Source organism: Micromonospora sp. NPDC002389, from assembly GCF_040296095.1.
Taxonomy (GTDB): Bacteria; Actinomycetota; Actinomycetes; order Mycobacteriales; family Micromonosporaceae; genus Micromonospora.
In genome coordinates, this window is record NZ_JBEOWP010000002.1 from 148,027 (window position 1) to 171,166 (window position 23,140).

25 protein-coding genes, 3 tRNA genes and 1 pseudogene are annotated in these 23,140 nt (G+C 71.1%); 18 read left to right on the top strand and 11 right to left on the bottom strand.

The features are described 5' to 3' along the window. Positions 1–2 precede the first annotated feature (2 nt). Together ABT008_RS03845 and ABT008_RS03850 are read left to right on the top strand one after the other, a co-directional pair. Positions 3–821: an MOSC domain-containing protein gene (locus ABT008_RS03845; protein WP_350693401.1), complete on the top strand. Its 819-nt coding sequence runs from the start codon at positions 3–5 to the stop codon at positions 819–821. Between the two features lie 89 nt (positions 822–910). After that, complete coding sequence (locus ABT008_RS03850) at positions 911–1,918, top strand: expansin EXLX1 family cellulose-binding protein (RefSeq protein ID WP_350693402.1); 1,008 nt, start codon at positions 911–913, stop codon at positions 1,916–1,918. Positions 1,919–1,938: 20 nt separating this feature from the next. Here ABT008_RS03850 and ABT008_RS03855 read toward each other — a convergent pair whose 3' ends face one another. The 7 genes from ABT008_RS03855 to ABT008_RS03885 all read right to left on the bottom strand — a co-directional run bounded on the left by ABT008_RS03855 (position 1,939) and on the right by ABT008_RS03885 (position 6,152). Further along, entirely contained in the window at positions 1,939–2,472 is a 534-nt protein-coding gene (locus tag ABT008_RS03855) for a GNAT family N-acetyltransferase (protein WP_350694050.1), read from the bottom strand. 67 nt (positions 2,473–2,539) lie between these two features. Then, positions 2,540–2,622 (bottom strand) — tRNA-Leu (locus ABT008_RS03860). Between the two features lie 64 nt (positions 2,623–2,686). Next, on the bottom strand, positions 2,687–3,163 hold the full coding sequence (gene bcp, locus ABT008_RS03865; RefSeq protein WP_350693403.1) for a thioredoxin-dependent thiol peroxidase: 477 nt from the start codon (positions 3,161–3,163) through the stop codon (positions 2,687–2,689). Between the two features lie 35 nt (positions 3,164–3,198). Then, a complete protein-coding gene (locus ABT008_RS03870; protein ID WP_350693405.1) occupies positions 3,199–4,332 on the bottom strand; it encodes a hypothetical protein in 1,134 nt (377 codons plus the stop codon). An 8-nt stretch (positions 4,333–4,340) separates the two neighbouring features. Beyond that, complete coding sequence (locus ABT008_RS03875; RefSeq protein WP_350693407.1) at positions 4,341–5,057, bottom strand: DsbA family protein; 717 nt, start codon at positions 5,055–5,057, stop codon at positions 4,341–4,343. Further along, positions 5,050–5,562 (bottom strand): MauE/DoxX family redox-associated membrane protein, encoded by a 513-nt coding sequence (locus ABT008_RS03880; protein ID WP_350693408.1) that lies wholly within the window; start codon positions 5,560–5,562, stop codon positions 5,050–5,052. Before ABT008_RS03880 ends, ABT008_RS03875 begins: the two co-directional genes overlap by 8 nt. Further along, complete coding sequence (locus tag ABT008_RS03885) at positions 5,559–6,152, bottom strand: sigma-70 family RNA polymerase sigma factor (protein WP_502890336.1); 594 nt, start codon at positions 6,150–6,152, stop codon at positions 5,559–5,561. The genes ABT008_RS03880 and ABT008_RS03885 overlap by 4 nt, the downstream gene beginning before the upstream one ends. Before the next feature lie 228 nt (positions 6,153–6,380). Here ABT008_RS03885 and ABT008_RS03890 point away from each other — a divergent pair, with 228 nt between their 5' ends. The 3 genes and pseudogenes from ABT008_RS03890 to ABT008_RS03900 all read left to right on the top strand — a co-directional run. Further along, entirely contained in the window at positions 6,381–8,036 is a 1,656-nt protein-coding gene (locus ABT008_RS03890; protein WP_350693409.1) for a copper resistance CopC/CopD family protein, read from the top strand. 15 nt (positions 8,037–8,051) lie between these two features. Beyond that, positions 8,052–8,792, top strand: coding sequence for a YcnI family copper-binding membrane protein (locus ABT008_RS03895; RefSeq protein ID WP_350693411.1), 741 nt, complete (start codon positions 8,052–8,054; stop codon positions 8,790–8,792). Between the two features lie 668 nt (positions 8,793–9,460). Further along, positions 9,461–9,829, top strand: a pseudogene (locus ABT008_RS03900) (hypothetical protein); the annotation flags it as partial. Positions 9,830–9,982: 153 nt separating this feature from the next. Here ABT008_RS03900 and ABT008_RS03905 read toward each other — a convergent pair. Beyond that, complete coding sequence (locus tag ABT008_RS03905; protein WP_350693413.1) at positions 9,983–11,278, bottom strand: glycosyltransferase family 87 protein; 1,296 nt, start codon at positions 11,276–11,278, stop codon at positions 9,983–9,985. A 67-nt stretch (positions 11,279–11,345) separates the two neighbouring features. On the opposite strand from ABT008_RS03905, the gene orn reads away from it, so the two are divergent. From orn to ABT008_RS03925, 4 genes are all read left to right on the top strand, one after another. Then, positions 11,346–11,942 (top strand): oligoribonuclease, encoded by a 597-nt coding sequence (gene orn, locus ABT008_RS03910; RefSeq protein WP_350693415.1) that lies wholly within the window; start codon positions 11,346–11,348, stop codon positions 11,940–11,942. A gap of 93 nt (positions 11,943–12,035) precedes the next feature. After that, positions 12,036–12,111, top strand: a tRNA-His gene (locus tag ABT008_RS03915). Between the two features lie 200 nt (positions 12,112–12,311). Continuing rightward, on the top strand, positions 12,312–13,835 hold the full coding sequence (locus ABT008_RS03920; protein ID WP_350693417.1) for an MFS transporter: 1,524 nt from the start codon (positions 12,312–12,314) through the stop codon (positions 13,833–13,835). A 35-nt stretch (positions 13,836–13,870) separates the two neighbouring features. After that, positions 13,871–14,431, top strand: coding sequence for a TetR/AcrR family transcriptional regulator (locus ABT008_RS03925; RefSeq protein WP_350693418.1), 561 nt, complete (start codon positions 13,871–13,873; stop codon positions 14,429–14,431). Between the two features lie 16 nt (positions 14,432–14,447). On the opposite strand, the gene ABT008_RS03930 is transcribed toward ABT008_RS03925, so the two are convergent. Next, positions 14,448–15,701 carry a L,D-transpeptidase gene (locus ABT008_RS03930; RefSeq protein WP_350693420.1) on the bottom strand — a complete coding sequence of 418 codons (1,254 nt, stop codon included), beginning with the start codon at positions 15,699–15,701 and terminating at the stop codon, positions 14,448–14,450. 125 nt (positions 15,702–15,826) lie between these two features. Beyond that, positions 15,827–17,071: a L,D-transpeptidase gene (locus ABT008_RS03935; protein ID WP_350693422.1), complete on the bottom strand. Its 1,245-nt coding sequence runs from the start codon at positions 17,069–17,071 to the stop codon at positions 15,827–15,829. Positions 17,072–17,257: 186 nt separating this feature from the next. Between ABT008_RS03935 and ABT008_RS03940 the strand changes: the two genes are divergently transcribed. From ABT008_RS03940 to ABT008_RS03955, 4 genes are all read left to right on the top strand, one after another. Then, a tRNA-Lys gene (locus ABT008_RS03940) sits at positions 17,258–17,333 on the top strand. A gap of 206 nt (positions 17,334–17,539) precedes the next feature. Continuing rightward, the gene (locus ABT008_RS03945; protein ID WP_350693423.1) at positions 17,540–17,980 is read left to right on the top strand and encodes an NUDIX hydrolase; all 441 of its coding nucleotides are present in this window, start codon (positions 17,540–17,542) and stop codon (positions 17,978–17,980) included. 72 nt (positions 17,981–18,052) lie between these two features. Further along, positions 18,053–18,259: a hypothetical protein gene (locus ABT008_RS03950; protein WP_350693425.1), complete on the top strand. Its 207-nt coding sequence runs from the start codon at positions 18,053–18,055 to the stop codon at positions 18,257–18,259. A gap of 16 nt (positions 18,260–18,275) precedes the next feature. Further along, positions 18,276–18,956, top strand: a complete 681-nt coding sequence (locus ABT008_RS03955; protein ID WP_350694054.1) for a YdcF family protein — start codon at positions 18,276–18,278, stop codon at positions 18,954–18,956. Between the two features lie 6 nt (positions 18,957–18,962). Here the strand turns inward: ABT008_RS03955 and ABT008_RS03960 are convergent, their stop codons facing one another. Then, positions 18,963–20,189, bottom strand: coding sequence for a helix-turn-helix domain-containing protein (locus tag ABT008_RS03960; protein WP_350693427.1), 1,227 nt, complete (start codon positions 20,187–20,189; stop codon positions 18,963–18,965). Positions 20,190–20,559: 370 nt separating this feature from the next. On the opposite strand from ABT008_RS03960, the gene amcA (ABT008_RS03965) reads away from it, so the two are divergent. From amcA (ABT008_RS03965) to ABT008_RS03985, 5 genes are all read left to right on the top strand, one after another. Next, complete coding sequence (gene amcA / locus ABT008_RS03965) at positions 20,560–20,727, top strand: multiple cyclophane-containing RiPP AmcA (RefSeq protein ID WP_350693428.1); 168 nt, start codon at positions 20,560–20,562, stop codon at positions 20,725–20,727. Between the two features lie 68 nt (positions 20,728–20,795). Next, a complete protein-coding gene (locus tag ABT008_RS03970) occupies positions 20,796–21,071 on the top strand; it encodes a hypothetical protein (protein WP_350693430.1) in 276 nt (91 codons plus the stop codon). After that, the gene (gene amcB / locus ABT008_RS03975; protein ID WP_350693431.1) at positions 21,068–22,204 is read left to right on the top strand and encodes a cyclophane-forming radical SAM peptide maturase AmcB; all 1,137 of its coding nucleotides are present in this window, start codon (positions 21,068–21,070) and stop codon (positions 22,202–22,204) included. The genes ABT008_RS03970 and amcB overlap by 4 nt, the downstream gene beginning before the upstream one ends. Beyond that, a complete protein-coding gene (amcA, locus tag ABT008_RS03980) occupies positions 22,201–22,383 on the top strand; it encodes a multiple cyclophane-containing RiPP AmcA (protein ID WP_350693433.1) in 183 nt (60 codons plus the stop codon). The genes amcB and amcA (ABT008_RS03980) overlap by 4 nt, the downstream gene beginning before the upstream one ends. 70 nt (positions 22,384–22,453) lie before the next feature. Further along, positions 22,454–23,122: a pentapeptide repeat-containing protein gene (locus tag ABT008_RS03985; protein ID WP_350693435.1), complete on the top strand. Its 669-nt coding sequence runs from the start codon at positions 22,454–22,456 to the stop codon at positions 23,120–23,122. Positions 23,123–23,140: the final 18 nt, after the last annotated feature.

Below are 23,140 nucleotides of genomic sequence, written 5' to 3' on the forward strand. Positions count from 1 at the left end.
GGGTGCGGTTGACCGAGATCAGCACCTATCCGATCAAGGGCTGCCACCGGATCGGCCACACCGAGGTCGGAGTGGCGCCGTGGGGCCTCGACGGGGACCGGCGCTGGATGGTCGTGGACGCCGAGGGCGTCGGCGTCACCCAGCGCGAGGTCACCGCGCTGGTCCGGGTGCACGCCCGGCCCGGCCCCGGCGGGCTGCTGCTGCGCGCCGACGGGCAACCCGACCTGCCGGTGCCCGAGCCGGTCGACGTCGACCCGGTGCCGGTACGCACCTTCCGCCGACGGCTGTTGCGGGTCGACGCACTGCCCGCCGTCCCGGCCGCCGACGCCTGGCTCAGCGCGGTACTGGACCGGCCGGTCCGGCTGGTCTGGCTCGCCGCGCCGGCCCGGCACATCGAGGCGGGCCGCAAGAAGCACGACCCGGGCGACCGGGTCAGCTTCGCCGACGCGTACCCGGTACTGCTGACCAGCACCGCGTCGCTGGCCGCGCTCGGCGACTGGCTCACCGCGGCGGGCGCGGAGCCGGTGCCGATGACCCGGTTCCGCCCCAACCTCGTCGTCGACGGGGCCCCGGCCTGGGCGGAGGACGGCTGGGAGGGACGACCGCTGCGGATCGGCGGTGTCGCCTTCCGCGCCGCCGGCCCATCGGCCCGCTGCCTGGTCACCACCACGGACCAGGAGACCGGGGTACGCGGCCGGGAACCGTTGCGCACCCTCGCCCGGCACCGCAACATCGGGCGTCAGTTGCTGTTCGGGCTGAACGTCGTGCCGCTGGAGTCCGGCCGGCTCACCGTCGGTGACCGGGTGGAACCGACCGGTTGAGGAGGGTCGACCGGCAGCGCTGATCTTCGTCTTAGCTTTCGCTTAGGTGGCTTGTCCGATCCGGTGGCCGTCCGGCAGCATCGGTCCGCGTGACCGACGGAACCGACGGCCCCGCCGACCGAGCCCGCCCCCGGCGTCCGAAGCTGGGCCGCTGGCTGGCCGGCGGGGCCGTGGCGACACTCGCCACGGTCCTCGGCCTCACCCTCGCGCTGCGCTCGGGCGCCGCACCCGCCTGCGCCGCGCCGCCCCGGGCCGCCGCACCGGTCGCCGCCGCGCTGCTCGCCCCACCCGCCGCCGGCACCCTGAACAAGGGAAAGTCGACGTTCTACGACTCCAAGGGCGAGGGTGGCAACTGCTCCTACCCGTCCGCCCCCGCCGACCGTCTCTACGTCGCCCTCGGCCCCAGCGAGTACGCCGACGGCGCGGCCTGCGGCGGCTACCTCGACGTGACCGGGCCCAAGGGCAAGGTACGCGTCATGATCATGGACCAGTGCCCGGAGTGCGCGCCCGGCCACATCGACCTGTCCCGGGAGGCGTTCGCCCGGATCGCCGACCCGGTGCAGGGCATCGTGAACGTCAGCTACCGCCTCGTGGTGGACCCGCCGCTGGCCGGTCCGCTCACCTTCCGGATCAAGGAAGGCGCGTCGCAGTACTGGTTCGCCGTGCTGGTCGCCGGACACGGCAACCCGCTGCGCTCGGTCGAGGTGCGTCAGGGCAGCTCGGGCAACTGGCGGGCGGCCGCACGGGAGAGCTACAACTACTGGCTGATCGACTCCGGCGCCGGCCCCGGGCCGTACCAGATCCGGGTGACCGACACGCGCGGACACCGGGTGACCGCCACCGGCATCCGGATGGCTCCCGGCCAGGTCCAGCGGTCCACCGTCCGGATGTACGGCGGCACCACGGGCGGCACGACCACCGCGTCCCGGTCACCGTCGGCCAGTCCGACACCGCGCGCCAGCGCCACCGGAAGCCCGACCCCGTCCGTCTCGACCACCCCGTCGGCTGAGACGGCGACCCCGGCCGCGCCGACCAGTGCCCCGGCCGACCTGCCGCCCGTACCGCTGGCCGCCCCGTCGCCCGGCTGCGGTACCTGACGTCCCGCTCGCCGGCAGCGCTAGCCGCTCGGGTCGGGCGTCAACCCGAGCCACATCAGGATCTCGTCGCGGTCGTCGCCGGGGCCGACCCGCAGCGCGCCGGGCCAGCGGCCCACCTCGCGGTACCCGAGCCGCCGATAGAACCGGTCCAGTCCCAGCCCGTCCCGCACCGTCACGTGCAGGGCCGCCAGCCCCAGGCCACGGGCCACCCGCTCGGCCTCGCGCATCAGATCCTCGCCGACGCCGCGCCCCTGCGTGTCCGGGTGCACCATCACGCGGGTGAGCACCCGCAGGTGCGTCTTCAAGTGGAACCGTGGGTCGGTGAAGATCGCCATGGCGACCAGCCGGTCACCGTCGTACCCCACCAGCAGGCGGTCCGGCCCGTCCGCGATCCCGGCCAGCGTCGGGTCGGCGATGGTGCGGACCTCGTCGGCGGTGACCGGGGCGACGAAGCCGACCGCCCCGCCCGCGTTGGTGACGTCGACCCAGAGCGCGACGATCCGGGTACGCAGATCGGGGGTCAGCTCGGGATCCAGGACGAAGCGCAGACTCACGGTGCCCATCGTCATCGACCCGCACCCCGATCACCTGCGATCGTGACCAAGGCTACGGACCGGTCGGTGCGGGAGGGGGGATTCGAACCCCCACGTCCTTTCGGACACAGGTTCCTAAGACCTGCGCGGCTGCCCTTACGCCACTCCCGCCAGCGAGACAGAGTCTAGAGCGTCGCGCCGGGACCGTGTCGAGTCGGCGGGCGGTCCGACAGCGTCAGTCCAGGCCGAGATCGCGGCGGAGCTTGGCGACGTGGCCGGTGGCCTTGACGTTGTAGAGCGCCCGCTCGATCTTGCCGTTCTCGTCGATCACGAACGTCGAGCGGATCACCCCGGTCACCGTGCGCCCGTAGGACTGCTTCTCGCCGTACGCCCCGTACGCGGTCAGCACCGACTTGTCGGTGTCGGCGACCAGCGGGAAGGTGATCGCGTCGCGCTCACGGAACGTGGCCAGCTTCTCCGGCTTGTCCGGCGAGATGCCGATCACCTCGTAGCCGGCGGCCTGGAGGGACGCGAGCGAGTCGCGGAAGTCGCAGGCCTGCTTGGTGCAGCCGGGGGTCATCGCGGCCGGGTAGGCGTACAGGATGACCTTGCGGCCGCGCAGGTCGGCCAGGGTGAGCTGCCCTCCGGCGTCGGTGGGGAGGGTGAACTCGGGCGCCGGGTCACCGGCGGCGAGACGAGCGGGTGCGGTCATGGCACGACCCTACCGCCGTCCCGTGCCGTAACCGATCACCGAGTGACCGGCTCGGCTGGCCCGACCGGCTCGGCTGGCCCGGTCGGCTCGGTCGGTGCGGCGGCTCGGCCGGTGGCGTGCAGGCGCAGCACGGCGGCGGCGAGTGCCCCGGCGCCGGCGACGAGGACCACCACGACCAGCATCCGGGTGGCGGTGGCCGACCAGGGCACCGGTGGGACGGCACGGGACAGCACGGCGGTGTTGGACACCCCGGCGAACAGCGCCAGGCACGCCCCGGCGAGTGCCATCACGAAGTCCACGCCGTCGCGCCGGGTCACCGCCCAGCCACCGGCGACGATCGCGCCGAGCCCGGTCACCAGGGTCCAGACCGGGCCGGTCAGCAGCCCGGTCAGCACCGCGCCGACTCCCTCGGCCCCGGCGTCGAGCACCCGGCCCACGGCGAGCACGACCGCCGCCACCCCGCCGACCGTCAGCAGCGCACCGAGACCGGTCCGGGCCCGGCCGCCGGGCGACGAGGCGGCCGGCAGCAGCCCGGCCGCGCCCACCGCGAGCGCGCCGAGCGTGATCGCCACCCACCACGGGTACGCGTCCGGCGGCGGCACCCAGTCCAGGGTGCCCCGGATCTCGGTGCGCCCTTCCGCGTCGCGCAGCGGGACGACCCAGTCGCGTACCCGGTGCTCGCGGTCGGGTGCGGCGCGGACCTGGGCGGGCGGACCCGCCTCGCGCCACAGCGCCCGCTGGTCGTGCCAGCGGGCGGTGGTGCCGGTGTCGATCCGTCGCCACTGCGGGGCGGCGGCCGGATCGACCTCGTCCGGCAGCGGGGTGTCGGCGAGGATGGTGCGGTTCAGGTAGGTCGCCGGTGAGCGGGTGTTCTCGAACACGCCGTCCGGCCCCACCCGAAGGTAGGGCTCGCCCGAGTAGCCGATCACCTCGACCGGCCGGTCACCGGTGTTGGTCAGTTCCAGGCGTGCGCCCGCCTCGACCACTCGGACCCGCAGGTCCGGGCGGGACGCGACCGCGCCGACCGCCACCCGGTAGTCGGTGCCGTCGGGCGCGTCCGCGCCGTGCGCGGCGGCGGGAGCGGCGGTCGCCAGCAGCGCGACGACCACGCCGGTGAGCAGCAGCCCGGTGCGGGCCGACAGGGGCAGCAGCCCGTTTCGGGCCGACATGGTACGGATCACTTTCCGGCCGCCTCCACGGCGGCGGTGATGTTCTCCGGCGTCCACTGCTGCACCGGCTCGCCGTCGACCAGGACGGTCGGGGTGCCGGTGACGTCGGCGCGGCTCGCCTCCTCGGTGACGTGCGCGGTCCACGACGTGTACGTGCCGTCGCGGACGCAGGTGCCGAAGGCGTCCCGGTCCAGCCCGACCTCGGCGCCGATGTCGATGAGCTGGTCGTTGCTGAGGCCGGCGCCGCCCTCCGGCGGCTGGCGCTCGAACAACGCCGCGCCGAACTCGGTGAACTTGCCGCCCTCGGCGGCGCACCCGGAGGCGGCGGACGCCCGGGTCGAGTACTGGGTGCTGGAGAAGCGGTTCAGGTAGGCCACCGGGTGGTACACCACCCGTACCTTGCCCTCGTCGACGAGCTGCTTGAGGGTGGCGCCGCTGGTCTGCTCGAACTGCTTGCAGGCCGGGCAGAGGTAGTCCTCGTACACGTCGACGGTGACCGGCCCGGAGCCGACCACCACGCCCGTGCCGGCGTCGTTGGCGCCCGGTGGCGGGGTGAAGTCGCCGGACCGCTGGCCCGACCAGACACTCCACCCGATCAACCCGGCGATCACCAGCACCACCACCGCGCCGAGCGAGATCCACAGGGTCTGTTTGCGGCGCCGCTCCCGGGCGATCTGTTCCCGGACGACCCGGGCCGCGTCCTTGCGTCCCTTGCGACTACTCATCCTCGTCCTCCACCGGTACGCCCGTCAGGACGCCGTCCAGTGAGACGGCGGTTCGGGGCCAGATCAGCAGGAACCCGGCCATCGCCAGGAAGGCCACGTCCCGGAGGATCTCCGGGAGGTAGCTGGGGCGCTGCCCGGCCGGCAGTTCGCCGCCGGTGCCGAAGCAGCCGCAGTCGATCGCCAGGCCACGGGCCCAGGCCGAGGCGATGCCCGCGACGAAGAGCAGCAGCAGGACCACCGAGACCCCGGCGGTCAGCCGGGTGGCCAACCCGAGCAGCAGCAGTACGCCCAGCGCCAGCTCGACGAAGGGCAGCACCGCGCCGATCACCACCGCCAGGTCGTACGGCATCACCTGGTACGCGTGCACGCTGTGGCCGGAGGCGGCCAGGTCGCCGACCTTGGAGGCGCCGGCGTAGAGCCAGACGGCGGCCAGCCCGAGCCGGACGGCGAGCCCGAGCCAGGGCCGCCACCGCGTCCACCTCGACGTCGCGCCCCGCCCGTTCACCCGGCCAGCGCCTCACCGACCGCGTCCACGAGTTCGGCGCGGGCCCGGGCGACCCGGGAGCGGATGGTGCCCACCGGCACGCCCTCCACGGTCGCCGCCTCGGCGTACGACAGGCCGAGCAACTGGGTCAGCACGAACGCGCCGCGCCGCTCGGCGGACAGTCGGCTGACCAGGTCGGCCGTGCCGAGTTGCCCGGCCGGGTCGGGGTGCGACAGGTCGGTGTGCGCGTGGGCGGTGAGTCGCTGGTCGAGGCGTCGCCGCCGGACCACCGTACGGAGGTGGTCGGCGCAGGCCCGCCGGGCGATGCCGAGCAGCCAGGTGCGGGCGCTGGACCGGCCCTCGAAGGCGGGCAGCGCCCGGAACGCCCGCAGGTAGGTTTCCTGGGTGAGATCGTCGGCGCTGTCCGGGTCCAGCAGCGCCGCCGTGAACCGCCACACCTCGGCCTGGGTGGCCCGGACGAAGGCGGCCTGGGCGACCGGGTCGCCGTCGCGGGCGGCGAGCGCCCACACGGTGGCCGGGTCCGGCCCGGCGTGCGCGTCGACACCGCCGGTGTCGGCGGCGGCGCGGGTGTCGCGCGGGGCGGGGATCACGACAACCCAGGTTACGCGGCCCCACCGGCAGCAGCAGGGTCCTCCGGCCCTTCATGGGCTGCGCCACGCCGGGAACTTTCTGCGGGTCCCGGCCGACTACCCGCTCATGACCTCGGCCCGGCACCCGCACGTCCGCGTGCGATCCGTCCGCGTGCGATCGCGGACGACAGCCGTCAATCGATGGTCGCGACTCGCCGGAAAGGGGTCCGGTCAGAGACGATGTGGGTCATGACTGCCGTCCCTCGCCGCCGATCCGTCCGATGGGCCGCCGCCGCCGGCCTGCTGGTCACCGTCGTCGCCCTGCTGCTGGTCCCCGCCGGACCGGCCGCCGCCCACGCCGTGCTGTCCAGCAGCAGCCCGGCCGCGTCGGCCGTGGTGCCCGCGGCGCCGGCCGAGGTGGTGCTCACCTTCAGCGAGCCGGTCCGCCGGGTGCCGGACCGGATCCGGGTCATCGCACCGGACGGGTCCCGCGTCGACCGGGGCGACCCGACCTTCACCGACAGCGTGGTCAACATCGCGGTCGACACCTCCGGCGGCAACGGCACCTACCTGGTGACCTACCGGGTGATCTCGGCGGACAGCCACCCGGTCTCCGGTGCGTTCACCTACTCCGTCGGCGCGCCCTCGGAGCCTCCGGTGGACAGCGGCGACGACGGCCGGGCCGATCCGCTGGTCACCAACGCGATCAAGGCCGCGAAGTTCGTCGGGTACGTCGGTCTGCTGCTGCTCGTCGGTCCCGCACTGGTGCTCGCGCTGCTCTGGCCGCGCCGACTGTCCCGGCAGGGACCGGCCCGCCTGGCCTGGACCGGCCTGGGACTGGTGGCGGTGGCCACCGTCGCGGTCGCGTTGCTGCAGGTGCCGTACACCAGCGGAGGCGGGCCGTTCGACATCAGCGGCGAGGGGCTGAGCCTGGTGCTCGGCAGCACGTTCGGCGCCGCTCACCTGATCCGGCTGGGACTGCTCGCGGCGGCGGCGTTCCTGCTCCGGCCACTGCTGGCCGGGCCGGTCGGCCGGGCCGACCTGATCATCCTCGGCCTGCTCGCCGGTGCGGCGCTGCTCACCTGGCCGCTGTCCGGGCACCCGGCGGCCTCGCCCGCCCCGGCCGTGTCGGTGATCGTCGACGCGGTCCACCTGGGCAGCATGGCGGTCTGGCTGGGCGGCCTGGTGATGCTCGCCGCCTTCCTGCTGCCCCGGGCGGACGAACGGGAACTGGGCGCGATCCTGCCGATCTGGTCGCGCTGGGCCGCCCTGTCGGTCTCCGCGCTGCTGCTCGCCGGCATCGTCCAGGCGCTGATCGAGGTGGCCACCCCGGCAGCGCTGGTCAACACCACGTACGGCCGTCTGGTGCTCGCCAAGGTCGGGCTGTTCGCCGTGGTGATCGTGCTGGCCGCGTACTCGCGGAACCTGATCCGCAAACGGGTCGCCGCCAGTCGCCCCGCACCGGTACGCCGGGCCGTCTGGGCGGAGTTGGCGGTCACCGCGGTCGTGCTCGGTGTCACCGCCGTCCTGGTGCAGACCACTCCCGCGCGAACCGCCTCTTCGGACGTCGCCGCCGTCGACGCCGGCTACTTCACCACCCGGGTGGAGAGCACGCTCTACTCGCTGCAGATCGAGATGTCCCCGGCCCGACGGGGCAACAACTCGGTGCACTTCTACGCGTACACGCCGGACAACCGGCCGCAGCCGGTCGTGGAGTGGAAGGCCACCATCGCGCTGCCGTCGGCCGGGATCGAGGCGATCGACATCCCGCTGCTGCCGCTGACCGACAACCACGCGACCGGCGAGATCACGCTGCCGACTCCGGGTGAGTGGGAGCTGCGGGTCACCGCCCGGACCACCGAGATCGACCAGGCCACGGTGACCGCCACCGTGCCCGTTGCCTAGAGAGGTTCCATACCGATGATCCGTCACCGGCGTACCGTGGGTGCCGCCGCGGCCCTGGCGCTGGGCGCCGTCGCCACCGCCGTCTTCGGCTTCGCGGCGCCCGCGTCGGCCCACGTCTCGATCAGCCCGAGCGAGGCCGAGCAGGGCGACTACGGCCGGTTCGCGTTCCGGGTGCCGAACGAGAGCGACACGGCGTCGACCACCAAGCTGGAGATCTTCCTGCCGGAGAACGCCGCGATCGGCTCGGTGTCCACCGCGCCGGTGCCGGGTTGGACGGTGGAGGTGGAGAACCGCCGGGTCGACCCGCCGATCCTGGTGCACGGTGCGGAGATCTCGGACGTGGTCGCCAAGGTCACCTGGACGGCGAGCGGCGACGCCGGGATCGCCCCGGGCACGTTCCAGGAGTTCCCGGTCATGCTGGGTCCGCTGCCCGAGGTGGACCAGATGGTCTTCAAGGCGCTGCAGACCTACTCCGACGGCGGGGTGGTGCGCTGGATCGACGAGCCGCAGCCGGGCGGTGAGGAGCCGGCCGCCCCCGCGCCGGTGTTGACCCTCACCGCCGCCGGAACTCCGGCCGGGGCACCCGCGCCCGAGGCGGTCGCCGACGACGAGGACGGCACCGGGCTGGCCGTCGGGCTGGGCGTCGCCGGGCTGGTCGCCGGGGTCGGTGGCCTGGTGCTGGGCGGACTCGCGTTCTCGCGTACCCGCCGGGACGCCGACCCGACCGACGGCGGCGAGGCGACCACGACCTCCTGACCGCTCCCGCGTCGCGGGCCCGCCGGGTGTTTCCGGCGGGCCCGTCCGCTTTCGAACCCGGTGCCGTGGATATCCGCAGATCAGCCGTTCGGCGTAGGTAAGGTCGGCCGGGTATCTCGCTACGGAGGGGGACAAGGCGGATGCGTTTCGTGTGGGCGTTGGCCGGCATGGTGCTGCTGATCACCGGCACCACCGCGCTGCTCGGTGCCGCCGGGCTCGGCCTGTTGACCAGTCACGCGGACCCGGGCGGGGGGTTCACCGCCCGGGTCGAGACCGTGCGGACACCCGGGCACGCGGTGGTGGTGACCGACCTGGACGCGCTGCTGCGACAGGAGGTGCCGTTCAGTCGGTTCGGGCAGGCGCGGCTGCGGCTGGACGCCCGTACCCCGGACGGTCCGGCGTTCGTCGGCCTGGCCCCGGCCGACGAGGCACGTCGCTGGCTGGCCGGTGCGCCGCACGCCGAGGTGCAGCGCACGGCACTGGCCCGGGGGCCACTGCCGGTCCGGCTGGAGCACCGCACCCCGGAGGTCGGTACGCCGCCGACCGTGCCGGCCGCCCCGGCCGCACAGACCTTCTGGGTACGCGCGGGTGCCGGTGCCCTCGAATGGAGTCCCGGGGAACTGGCCGGCCAACGACTGAGTCTGGTGCTGATGCATCCCGACGGTCGGTCCGACCTGGCCCTGGACCTGCGCGCCGAACTGCGGGCCGGATGGGTCGCCCCGGCCACCTGGGGCTCGCTGACCGGCGGCATCCTGCTGGTGGTCCTCGCGGCGCTGGTGCTGCTGCGTCCGGTCCGCCCGCGCGAGGTGGTCTTCGTGGTCGAACCCGACCAGGTGCCGGTGCTCGCCGGCCGGCTGGGAGTGAGTTCGCTCAGCGGTCTGGGCACGCCGCCGTCGCCGCGTCCGACGCCCGAGCGGCAGTTGGTGTCGGTGGCCGCCGCGCCCCGGGCCGCGATCGCCCCGGTGCCGCGCCCGGAGACCCTGGCCGACCTGCCCGCCCCGCACCACCCGCTGCGTCCGCCCGCCCCGCCGTCCTGACCGCCCGTCCGCCAGCGGCTGTCCCCGACGGTTCGTGCGGCGGGGGCACCGGAGCGGAACGGGTGGGGCGGCCCTCCGCGCTGCCGACGCGGAGGGCCGCCCATCACCGGGGGATATCGGTGCCTATCGGAGGATGATGCCTCTAAGGGAAGATTACCGGTGAATGGTCGTCTCGGGAAGAGTGTCCGCTTCGCGCGACTCGGTCAGCGGTCGGTCCACCCGGGGCCGCACCGGCAGCACGACCAGCAGCAGCAGGCAGAGCAGCACGTACGCGTTGCGGAGTACGAACTCCCAGGGCGTCTGGGTGGGCGTCGGAGTGACGCCCCAGTCGTAGAACGACACCACGCCGTACACGATGATCATCGAGGTGCCGAGCGCGAGCCAACTCAGCCGGCGGCGCCGCCGTGTCCCCTCGGGCGTCCGGGGATCGGTCCGCAACGTCGCGTCGACCAGGATGATCACCGCCGGGACGAACCAGTAGATGTGGTGCGTCCAGGTGATCGGGCTGATCAGGGCGGCGACCAGGCCGGTCAGGGTCAGGGCGGTGAGTACGTCGCCGGCCTGGGTGGCGCGTACCGCCCGCCAGAGGCCGTACGCGACGACGGCCGCGACCAGGGGCAGCCAGATCAGCCGGCTCGGCTCCTCCGGCGCGGTCAGCCGACTCAGCAGCCCGAACAGCGACTGGTTGCCGGTGTAGTCGGTGCGCCCGACCCGGTCGGTGGCCCACAGCTCGTGCGTCCAAAAGCGCCACGAGTCGCCGGGCGCCACCGCCGCGGCGAGCAGGGTGGCTCCGGCAGCGGCGGCGCTCGCCACCACGGCCGCCCGCCAGCGTTGGGTGACCAGCAGATAGACGATGAAGATGCCCGGGAAGAGCTTGAGCGCGGTGGCCAGTCCGATGCCCACCCCGGCCCACCGGCTGCCCCGGGGTACGGCGAACAGCAGGTCGGCGAGGATCAGCACCACCAGCAGCATGTTGATCTGCCCGAAGGTGATCGTCTCCCGGGTGCTCTCCACGCCGAGGACCAGCAGCGCGCCCACGGCCAGGGTGAACGCGTACGGCAGACGGTGCCGGCGGATCACCGGGTCGAGCAGCCACTTCGTGGTGACCACCACGCCGAGCACGGTCAGCCCGGTGAAGATCGCCACCGTGGCGCCCAGCTTCAGCAGGGAGAACGGCAGTAGCAGCAACGCGGCGAACGGGGGATAGGTGAAGAACAGCTCACCCTGCACCCGGTCCGGCTGGGCGTAGTCGTAGAGCGGATTGCCGGCGGCCCACCAGTCCATCGCCGCCATATAGATCTTGAGGTCGAAGAAGTCGTGCACGGTGCCCGGTAGGTAGAGCACCGGCAACACCGAGGCGAGCGCCAGCGCCCCGACGATCCGCCGTGCACTGCGGCCACCAGGGTCTTCGAGGTCGACGCTGGACGGTGTGGCGGGTTCGGCGGGCACGGGAAAGACCCTAGCGGTCGGTCGGGTCGGCGGCGCGCAGCCACGGTGCGTGGGCTGCGCGTAGGCTGTGCCGATGGCTGATCTTCTCGTCTGGATCGACTGTGAGATGACCGGGCTCGACCTCGGCGGCGACAAGCTGATCGAGGTGGCGGCGCTGGTCACCGACCCGGATCTGCGCGTGCTCGGCGACGGCGTGGACGTGGTGATCCACGCCGACGACGCGGCGCTCGACGCCATGCCGGAGATCGTCCGCACGATGCACGGCAAGTCGGGGCTGACCGAGGAGGTCCGCCGCTCCACGGTCAGCCTTGCCGAGGCTGAGGACCGGGTGCTCGACTACATCACCAGCCACGTCAAGGACCCACGGACGGCGCCGCTCTGCGGCAACTCGATCGCCACCGATCGGGGCTTCATCGCGCGGGACATGCCCCGCCTCGACGCGCACCTGCACTACCGCATGATCGACGTCTCCTCGATCAAGGAACTGTGCCGCCGGTGGTACCCCCGGGTGTACTTCGGCCAGCCGCAGAAGGGCCTCGCCCACCGGGCGCTGGCGGACATCCGGGAGAGCATCCGCGAGCTGGAGTACTACCGCCGCACCGTCTTCGTACCCCTGCCCGGGCCGGACGTGGAGAGCGCGAAGGCCATCGCCGCCGACCTCTGAGCCACCCCGGCAACCCGCTGGACGTGGTCGGCCGTGGTGGGGGTATGATTTCCCCGCACCCGCACGGGCGATGAGTTCGGGCGCGGCGGCATGGTGGCTGTAGCTCAGTTGGCAGAGCACCGGGTTGTGGTCCCGGTTGTCGTGGGTTCAATTCCCATCAGTCACCCCACACCAGCGAGGCCCGGACCAAAGGTTCGGGCCTCGTTCCCGTTCCGGCCGTCGTTCCCCTCGGGCCACCACGCCGCCCGGTCTCTCCTCGCCCGGTCTCTCCCTGCCGCGCCTCCCGTGCGCCTGCCCCGGCCTTGCCTTCAGCAGATATTTGAACGATAGTTCTACTTGTACTGCCGTTCAAATACCTTTGGAGTCGTCGTGTCGGAGGTCGCCATCCGCCGTGCAGGTGGGCGCGAGTGGGCGGGCCTGGGGCTGTTGGCGTTGCCGACGCTGCTGCTGGGTCTGGACGTCACCGTGCTGTACCTGGTGCTGCCGAGCATGGCCGAAGCGCTCGACCCGTCGGCCACGCAGACCCTCTGGATCATGGATGCCTACGGGTTCCTCATCGCCGGATTCCTCATCACCATGGGCACCCTGGGCGATCGCATCGGTCGGCGACGGCTGCTCCGGATCGGGATGACCGCGTTCGCGTTCGTGTCGGTGCTCGCGGCCTTCGCGCCCAGCGCGGAGCTGCTGATCGCCGCCCGTGCGCTGCTCGGGATCGCGGGCGCGACGTTGATGCCCTCGACGCTGTCGCTGATCTCCAACATGTTCACCGACGTCCGGCAGCGCGCGATGGCGATCGGGGTCTGGGCGACCATGTTCGCCCTGGGCATGGCGGCCGGTCCCGTCGTCGGCGGCGCCCTCGTCGACACCTTCTGGTGGGGTGCGGCCTTCCTGCTCGCCGTTCCCGTCGCGATCGCCGTCCTGGCCGGCGCGAGGTCACTGCTGCCCGAGTACGCCGACCCGCAGGCCGGACGGTTGGACATGGTCAGCGTCGCGCTGTCCCTGGCGGCGATCCTGCCGGTCGTCTACGCCGTCAAGCACGCCGCCTCACACGGTGCCGGTGCGCACACGCCGGCCCTCCTCGTCGTCGGCGCGATCGCCGGGGTGGCGTTCGTCCGCCGGCAACGGCACCTGGCCGCGCCGCTGCTGGACGTCACCCTCTTCGCCGACCGGGCCTTCTCCGCGGCACTGGCAGTTCTGCTGATCGGGCTCGTCGGTGTCGGCGGCACCATGTACATGGTCACGCAGTACCTCCAGCTCGTGGAGGGCCTCACCCCGTTCACCGCAGGTCTGTGGATGGGGCCACCGGCGCTGGCGATGTTCGCCGCCGCCGTCGGCGCACCCCTGGTCGCCCGGCGGGTCCGACCGGGCCTGGTCATGGCCGCCACGCTCGGGTCGTCGGTGCTCGGCTACGCGCTGCTGGCCACCGCCGGCCCCGGCGACACGGTGATGGTGGTGGCCGGGTTCGCCGCCGTCTACCTCGGACTCGGGGCGATCGCCGCGCTCGGCACCGACATGGTCGTCGGCGCCGCACCGGCCACCAAGTCCGGATCGGCCGCCGCCATGTCCGAGACCGTCCAGGAGCTCGGCATCGCCGTCGGCGTCGCGCTGCTCGGCAGCCTCAGCACCGCCCTCTACACCGCGCGGATGGTCGCACCGGCCGGCACCACACCGGAGGTCGCCGACCGCCTCACCGGTAGCCTCGCGGGCGCGCTCGCCGTCGCCGACCAGGTGCCGACCGAGGCCGTACGGGCCGCGCGGGACGCCTTCACCACCGGGGTGAACGTCGCCTCCGCCGTGGCCGGCGTCGCCATCGTCGTGGCGAGCCTGCTGTGCCTGGTGGCCCTGCGGCACGTCCGTCCCCTCGGTGGGGATCAGGACGTCAACGGTCACTGAGCGGCTCGACTACCCTGGGCGCCAGGGGAGGAAGCATGAGCGAGGAACCCGTCGACGGTCGACGCGCCAGGGGAGCGAAGCGCCGAGCCGAGATCATCGAGGCCACCCTCGCCGTCGTCCTCCGCGAGGGCGCAGCCGGTGTCACCCACCGCGCCGTCGCCACGCAGGCCGGCGTCGCCACCAGCCTGAGCATCTACTACTTCGCCACCCTCGACGACCTCCTCGTCGCCGCGCTGTCCAGCGTCGCCGACAGCTACACGGCCCGGATCCGCCAGATCATCGACGGCCCGGGGGACAAGCTGCGTGGCCTCGCCGAGCTGATCGTCGAGTCCGCCGGGCCGGGACGCGACAAGGCGCTGGCCGAACGCGAACTGTCCACGCTCGCCGCCCGCAGACCCGCCCTCGCCCCGATCGCCCGGCACTGGCGCGAGAACGTCGCCGCGCTCGCCGCCACCCTCACCGACGACCCCCTGGCCGTGGACGCGCTGGTCGCCGCCTCCGACGGCCTCTGCACCGCCATCCTCATCGAGAACGTCCCCGCCGACACCGAGCACGTGCACCGGGTCCTGGCACACGCGCTCGGCACAGACCGCTAGCGGACCGGCCGCCGACTCACTCGGTGGTGTCGGCGTCCGGCGCGGACTCGTCGCCCGCCGGCTCGTACGGCAGGGCGCTGCCCTTGACGTACTCGTCCCAGCTCACGTTCCAGTCCGTCCAGCCGTTGCCGTTCTGGAGCTTGCGCTCGGTGCCCTTGACCACGATCGGGTCGCCGACCTTCGTGTTCTCGAACAGCCAGGCACCGTTGACCATCGACACGTTCACACAGCCGTGCGAGACGTTGGTGGTGCCCTGCTGCCCCTCGGACCAGGGCGCGGCGTGAATGAACTCGCCGCCCCAGGTCAGGCGCTGGGCGTAGTCGATCTTCGTCCGGTACCCGTCCTCGGGGCCCAACTCCTCGTACGTGTCGAAGACCGTCTTGCGCAGCTTCTCCATCACCACCATCGTGCCGCTGGAGGAGGGCGTGGTCTTCTTGCCGAGGCTCACCGGGATCGTCTTGATCGTCTCGCCGTCCCGGGTGACGACCATGCGCTTGGTCCGGTTGTCCACCGTCATGACCAGCTTCGGGCCCACCGTGATGTCCACGGTCAGGTCGGCCCGGCCGTACCAGCCGTCGCCCAGCGGCAGCCCGCCCGCCTGCACCCGGTAGGAGACCTTGCTGCCGGTCTTCCAGAACTCCTTCGGCCGGTAACGGACCTCGGTCGGGCTGACCCAGTGCCAGACGCCCTCCTGGGCGGGCGTGGACTTGACCGTCATCCGCCGCTGGAGGTCGGCGCGGTACTTCTCCGGGATCTCCCGGCCGAACTTCACGATCAGCGGCATGGCGACCCCGACGGTCTGGTCGTCGCCGAGGAAGCTGGTGATCCGGACCTGGTTGCTCGGCTGCTTCATCACGGTGAACGCGCTGGTCGCGGTCACCGGGACACCGTCGTCGCCGGTCGCGGTGACGGTCGCGGTGTACGACTCGCCGTACGCCAACGCCTTCGCCGGCAGCCAGCTCTTACCGTCCGCGGCCAGCGTGCCCTTGACCGGCTCCCCGCCGGCGTCGGCCAGTTCGACAGTGGTCTCCTCGGACTGCTCGGCGGCGAACGTGATCGCCGTCGAGGCGGGAACGTCCTTCGCGTCGGCGGCCGGCTCGCTGATGCTCACCGACGCCTTCGGTGCCGGCTGGTCGGCACCGTCCTGCCAGCCCGGCCCGTTGTCGCCGCCCTTGCCGCCAGTGCAGGCGGAGGTCAGCACCATCGCCACGGCGAGCATCCCCGCGGCGAGCACCCCCCGCCGGCGGTTGCGCTGGTCCCGAACTCGCATGGTGTCCTCACAGTCGTGGTCCGCTGCCCGTCCACATCACAGACGCACCGGAACACGTACCCGTTGCGGAAGGTGAACCGAAACACGTGGAGCGGGATGTCCGGATGGTGACATATCTGGCACGGTCACAAGGCCGCGCCCGCACCACCGTCCGGAACCGGCAGCGCGCTGCCCTTGACGAACTCCGACCAGCTCAGATCCCACGCCGTCCAACCGTTGCCGGCGGCCAGCTTCCGCTCGGTGCCCTTGATGGTGATCGGATCACCGACCTTGGTCCGTTCGAAGAGCCAGCGGGCGTTCGCCAGGGACACGTTCACGCAACCGTGTGACACATTCTGCCGTCCCTGGACGTGTTCCGACCAGGGTGCCGCGTGGATGTACTCGCCACCCCAGGTGAGCCGCTGGGCGAACTGGATGTCGGTGACGTAGCGGTTCTCCGGATCGGGATCGTCCATCGTGTCGAAGACCGTCGCCTCCTTCTTCTCCATCACCACCAGCGTGCCGCTGGACGACGGGGTCTTCTTCTTGCCCAGGCTCACCGGCAGCGTCTTGATCAGGTTGCCGTCCTCGTACACCCGCATCTGCTTGTCGGCGTTGTCCACCTTCATCTCGAAGGCCGAGCCGATCTTCGCGGTGGCGCTCCGGTCGACGTTGCCGAACCGGCCGTTGCTCAGCGGAATGCCGGCCAACGCGATCCGTACGGACAGCTTCGTGCCGGCCTTCCAGTACTCCGGCGCCCGGTAGAACGCCTGAGTGCCGTTGCTCACCCAGTGCCAGGCACCCGGCTGCGGCGGGTCGGTCTGCACGAACATTCGCTTCTGCACGGCGGCCCGGTCCTTCTTCGGGATGCCCGGGTGGAACTCCGCCACCACCGGCATCGCCACCCCGTACGTCCGGTCGTCGAACAGGTAGAGCCCCGAGGTGATCATCGAGCCGGGCTTGGCCATCGTGGTGAACGTGCTGGTCCCCTCGCTGACCGAGCCGTCCGGCCGGTTCGCGGTGACCGTGGCCGTGTACTTGGTGGACCACTTCAACGGCGCCGACGGCACCCAGGACGAGCCATCCGTACGCAGCTTGCCCTTGACCTCCTTGCCGTTGGCCGTGGTCAGGCTGACCTTCGACACCGTCGAGCCGTCCGGCAACTCGGCGCCGATCTCCGCGCTCACCGGCCGGTTCTTCGCCCCGTCGGCCGGGCTCACCGCCAACGGCGGCCCACTCGACGGCGGTGTGTCCGGTGTCACCGCTTCACTGGTCGACGGCCCGGGAACGAACTCGGCCGCCGAGCCCTCCTCGCGACAACCCGACAATGCCAGCGACGCCACCAGACCCAGGGTGCCCACCAACGCCCCGGCCCGCGCGAACCTGCCCATCCCCACCCCTGTCCTAGCGCACCTGGCGCACATCGTGCCCCATCCCACCCGCCCAACATGAACCCGTCCCACGCCTTGTGCGTGCTTGTTGCCAAATGTCCGGAAAGCTCGACCGAAGGGAGGACCCGGGTATCGGATTGGAACCCGCCTCAAAGGGCGTGCTAGGGTTCTCCCCGTTGCCACCGAGCGCCGCTAGCTCAACTGGCAGAGCAGCGGACTCTTAATCCGCGGGTTCGGGGTTCGAGTCCCTGGCGGCGCACCAAGCAGCAAGGCCCTGACATGGCAGATCTCTGCCGGTCGGGGCCTTTTTCGTGTTTGTCGTGATGGATGGTCGCTCGCTGGGTGCTCGGGAGCCGTGGGACCGGGTGGGCGGCGGTGGGACGCGGTGTGATGCCAGCGGTCAGGCTCGAAGATCAAATGGCTGTGCTGCCGCGAGGGCATTTCGTCGGGTGTGGATAGGGGGCGGTCGTGCGCCGGATCGTGCGTAGGTCGGTGCGGGCCATTCTGCTGGACGGGGACGACCGCCTCGTGCTGATCAAGCGGATCAAGCCCGGCCAGGCGCCGTACTGGACGACGCCGGGCGGTGGCGTTGAGCCGACGGATGTCTCCCTGGAGGCGGCACTTCGTCGGGAGCTGCATGAAGAGCTCGGCGCCGAGGCCGACCGGTTCGTCCAGGTGTTCCTGTCTACGGCCCCGGCTGGTGAGGCCGTTTCCGTCCAGCACTTCTTCGTCTGCCGGCTACTTGAGCTGCGGGAGACTGCTCGGAGCGGGCCTGAGTTCGATGATCCATCGCGTGGTGACTATCAGCTTGATCGAGTGGCGATCGACAAGCTGCGCGCAGTGGATCTCAAGCCGAAAGGGCTGACCGAGTTCATCACCTCCAACCAGGAGGCCCTGCTCTCGACGTAGAGCAGCTAGGCCAGAGCATCCTTGCGTGGAGTCGGCGTCGCCCCGTCGCCTCACAACCCCTACGCTGGCGGCATGAGGGAACCCAGTGCGGACCGGACCTACGCCACGCCGGATGACCTCCCGATCTCGGCTTTGCTGCCTGAGCTGCTGCGGAGTGTTCGTGAGGGGCGGGTCGTCTACCTCAGCGAGCAGGATGAACCGGTCGCCGCTGTCGTGCCGCTGGAGGTAGCGAGGGCGGGCCTGGCGGCACTGGGCCGATCCGACGAGGGGCTGCGGTGACGGTCCGGCCCGGTACCTGTTGATGAATCAGCGCCCGGCGGCGCCTGCCGAGTCGATCCCCGACGAGATCCGTGTCGATGTGGAGACGCTGTGGCGCTACCACGACATGGGCCATGAGCTGAGGCCGTGTGACGTGGGGATTGGGCTGGGCAGCCATGACCTTGGTGTCGCGGTGATCGCGAGGCGCCTGTTCCACCAGGGATTGTTCCCCTGGATCGTGTTCACCGGGGCGAACGCGCCGACGACGGTGGAACGGTTCCCTCGCGGCGAGGCTGTGCACTACCGCGAATACGCGATGGAGCAGGGCGTGCCGGCGGATTCGATTCTCGTGGAGCCACGGGCGACGAACACCGCTCAGAACCTGGAGTACACCCGGCAGCTGCTGGCCGAACGGCGTATCCCGGTGCAGTCAGTGCTGATCATGTCGCGGCCTTACCAGCAGCGTCGGGCGTACGCCACGTGCAGGCTGATGTGGCCGGAGGTTGACGTGGTCTGCGCGTCGAACCCGTTGGCACTCGACGACTACGTACACAGCATCGGCGACCCGCGGCGGGTGGTGGAGATGCTGGTCGGCGACACCCAGAGGATCGAGGTGTACGCCGAGCGCGGGTTCGCGATCCCACAGGAGGTACCGGACGAGGTCCGGGCCGCCTTTGAGCGACTGGTGGCGGCCGGTTACACGAGCCGGCTGGTCTGACGACGGCTACCAGCGTGGTCCACCCGATCGGACGCCCATCCGTTCGCTGAGTTCGACGGCCAGTCGAGGCGGCCGGGGGCGGATGAGGATGTCTCGGACAAGGTCGCGGGAGAGTCGGTGGTAGCGCACCTGGTCTGGGCCGATGACCTCCGCGTCCAACAGCGCGCCGAGGGCATCGTCGATGCGGTTCCAGCGCGCCAGTGCTCGCGCGGTCTCGATGGCGTGGCGGACCTGCCGCTCGACGGGCAGGACACCGGTATCGAGTGGGGCACCTATGGCGATGGCGCGTTGCACGTCGCCGAGTTCCATCGCCACGGTCGTCTTGTGGATCGACACGTTGGTGGGCCCGAAGGCGGTCCACACGTGGTTGGCGTCGGCGCCGAGCTGAGTCGCTGCGGCGTCGGCTTCGGCGATGTGGGTGTCTGCGGAGGCGCGGTCGTCGTCACGGGCGGCGGCCAGCGCGCACACGAGGTGCAGGCTGCCGTAGACCGACAGTAGTTCTGGTGTGGGCTTGGTCAGCCGTGGTTCGAGGAACTGTGCTGCGGTGGCGGCGAGACCTCGGGCCTGCGCGTATTCGCCGATTGAGACCAGGGAGTGCGCGGCGGAGCGGCTGAGCGAGCCGATGACGACGTGGTCGTGGCTGGCGTTGGCGGCAGCCAGTCCTCGGCTGGCCGCGGTCCAGGCGAGGTCGCCTTCGCCGAGCTTGGTGAGGAACAGCGCGGCGAGCTGGTGGGCGTAGGCGGTCATCGCGTGTGCGCGCTGGCCGCCGTCGCCGTCGTAGGCCTCAGTGGCGGTCAGGCAGTCGTGGATGAGGTACGGAAGCCGGCGAGCGAGGGTGCCGTATCGCGAATGTTGGTATGCGGTCCAGATCTCGGCCACGTCGTTCTCGATCTCACGCAGGGCTGGCGCATCGACAGCAGCGGGGCTGGCCAGAGCGGGCGCGAGGTGCCGGTAGTCGTGAAGCGCGGCGCGCAACGCGGGAATGGTCTCACGCCCTGAGTCGTCGGACCACTCGAACAAGCTCGGTGTGCCGATGAGGTCCCCAAGAGAGACATCGAGGGCCTTGGCGATTGCGCGAATCACCGAGAGGCGGTCCAGGTCGGCGCGGTTCGTCTCGACCTTGCGTAGCCACTCCTGGGTCTTGCCGACCAGTCCGGCCAGCACCTCCTGGGAAAGCCCTCGCCGCCGCCGATAGAAGGCGACGCGCTGGCCGATTGTCATGTCGTCCGTCATTCCTCGCACACCATCACCCTGCCCGCTGATGTCCGCCTGACCCGGTACGAATTTTCCCGGTCCCTTCTACAGATCGCCCCTACGTTCAGTGCACCCCAGGTCACCGTCGCATGTCGATGCCTAGGCCTGGATCGCCTGGCAGAGAGCTGCGAATGGAGGGATCGATGACCGGCTTACCAAAGAGCGGCTCGAATCGCCGGCTCGGACTGTCCTGGAGCGCACCGTATCGGAGTCTTCCTCGCCTGCGTACCGCCATCGGGGCTGCGCGGGTGAGTGATCGGCGGTCTGCCCGAGGCCGCCGTACGGCGGCGGTGGGCTCGCCCTTCCCCAAGCGAGCCCACCGCCCACCGTCTCGAACGGAAGTGCTGGCATGACGGTGTACGTCTCACGTCACGCGAAAGCCGACGACCTTTGGCGACAGACGTTGACCACCGAGGGCACTGCGCCACAAACGACTCGCCCGGCTGATCCACCGCTGCTCACCCATGCCTGGCGTCAACTGTTCGAGCAGCAGGTCCGGGAAGCCGGCCGCCGATGACCGGCGACCGGGATCAGGGCCCGGCCCGAGCGAATGGTGCAGGCGTATACCGGCAGGAGCATCTGCCAATGCAGCCACTGTGGCTTTGCCGGCGGTGCGGGCAGCCGTGGCCGTGCGGCGCGGCGAAGCTCGCCCTCGCGGCCGAGTACCGGAACAGCCCGGTGAGCTTGTTCCTCTACCTGGCCAGCTGCCTGCACGACGCAATCGATGACCTGCACCGGCTCAATCCCAATGAGGCGGGTGGTACCGCCTCACTGTTTGACCGGTTCCTTGGCTGGCCCGCCCGCACCGGCGCCTACCGAGCCAACACCGCCACGGCGATCGGAAACGAGGAGGCATCGTGAACGGCATCGGCCTCATCAGCGTCAATCGTCAGCCGGCAATCGCCAGCAGGTTCCACACCCTGGTCGTGCAGCCCACCAGTTTCTGCAACCTCGACTGCACCTACTGCTACCTGCCCGACCGGCGGTTGCGCCGGCTGATGTCCGTGCCGGTCGCGGCGGCTTGTGCGCGGTCGATCGAGCAGCAGGACAGCGGCTATCCGGTGAGCGTTGTCTGGCACGGCGGCGAGCCCACCGCCACACCCATCGACTCTTTCCGGGAGTTGCTCGTTCCGTTCGAACCGCTGCGGCGTACCCGTCAGGTTCGCCACGAGATCCAGACCAATGGCACCCTCATCAACCAGCGGTGGTGTGACCTGCTCGCCACCCACGACTTCGAGATCGGGATCAGCATTGACGGTCCCGGAACGCTGAACGGCAACCGGCTCGACCGGGCCGGGAGGGCAACGACCGCCCGGACTATGCGCGGCATACAGACGCTCGTCGACAACGGCCTGACGTACTCGGTGATCTGCGTCGTCACGCCAGAAACCATCGACCACGCCGATGACCTCGTCGAGTTCTTCGCCGGTCTGCCCGGCTGCGCGTCGGTGGGCTTCAACATCGAGGAGCAGGAAGGTGCCGACCGTCTGCCTGTCTCCGAGGAAGCCGCCTACCGTTTCTGGCACCAGATCGTGCGGTACCGGGTTGCCGGCGGCCTGCTGCGGATCCGCGACGTGGACCGCCTGGCCGACTACCTCGCCGCCACCCGCGCCGGACTCGTCGACCACGTCCCGTACGAGCCGATCCCCACCGTTTCCCACGACGGCCAGGTGGTGCTGCTGTCACCGGAACTGCTCGGCGTCAAGGATCCGCGTTACGCGGACTTCATCGCTGGCAACGTGCTCCACGAGCCGATTAGCGACATGCTCGCCCGTGCCGGCGAGCTGCGATACGTCACCGAGTTCGTGACGGCGATAAACAGCTGCGCCGACCGCTGCGGCTTCTACGACTTCTGCCGGGGTGCGCAGGCCGGCAATCGCTACTTCGAACACGGCACCTTCACCACGCGGGAGACCGCCTACTGCCGCACGACCCGGCAAGCCCTGATCCGCGCTGCTGCGGATCACCTCACCCCTCAAGGAGGATCGTCATGACCCACGCCCTCGCCGCACTCCTCGACGCCCCACCGGACCGCCTCGCCCTGCTCGGCGCCGACCCGACCCGCGCGGTAACGTCGGTCGACGCGGCGAACTTCGACAACCGTCCCACCTGGGACAACAAGGGGAACTTCGACAGCCGCCCCGGCTGGGACAACTGGAACAAGAAGAAGTAGCCCGCCGGCCAGCGACATCATTCGGCGCGGGGTGGCGTGCCCACCCCGCGCTCAGACAGGTTGAGGAGACATGCGGACCACCACCGTGGGTGACGTGACCATTCTCCTGCCGGACCTCGATCCCGAGGACCTCGACCAGGTTGCCGATCTGTCCGACGGTGACGTCCGTGACGGCCTTGTCGATGGAATCTCCTGGCGTGGTGAGCAGCTTGCGGAGCAGAGCGTCCGAGGCTTCCGGATCATCGGCGCGGACCTCGGTGAGGTCAGCTGGGAAGCGGGGACTCTCTACGGGTGCGAGGTCGTGGGGACGGACCTGTCCGGTGCGACCCTCACCGGCATCAGCATCGAGCGGTGCTCGTTTACGGGATCCCGGTTCACCGGCGCCCGGCTCAACGATGTCCGCCTCAAAGACATCCTGTTCGACAACTGCCGGTTCGACTACGCCACCCTGAACCGCGTCAGCGCCGCCGGTTCGGTGGCCTTCACCAACTGCACCTTCGTCCACGGCAGTTGGTCGTCCTGCCACCTGTCCGGCGTCGCGCTGCGCTCGTGCGATCTCGGCGACCTGGAGCTGGAATCCTGCCGCCTCGACGGCGCGGATCTGCGGGGCAGTCGATTGCACGACTTCAGAACACCGTTGGACAACCTGAAAGGCGCCGTTCTCGGTGAAGATCAGCTTCCCGACCTCACTCGCCTGGCCGTCGAGGCCCTGAACATCGTCGTCCGCGTCGACCGCTGATCGAAGCCGAGAAACACC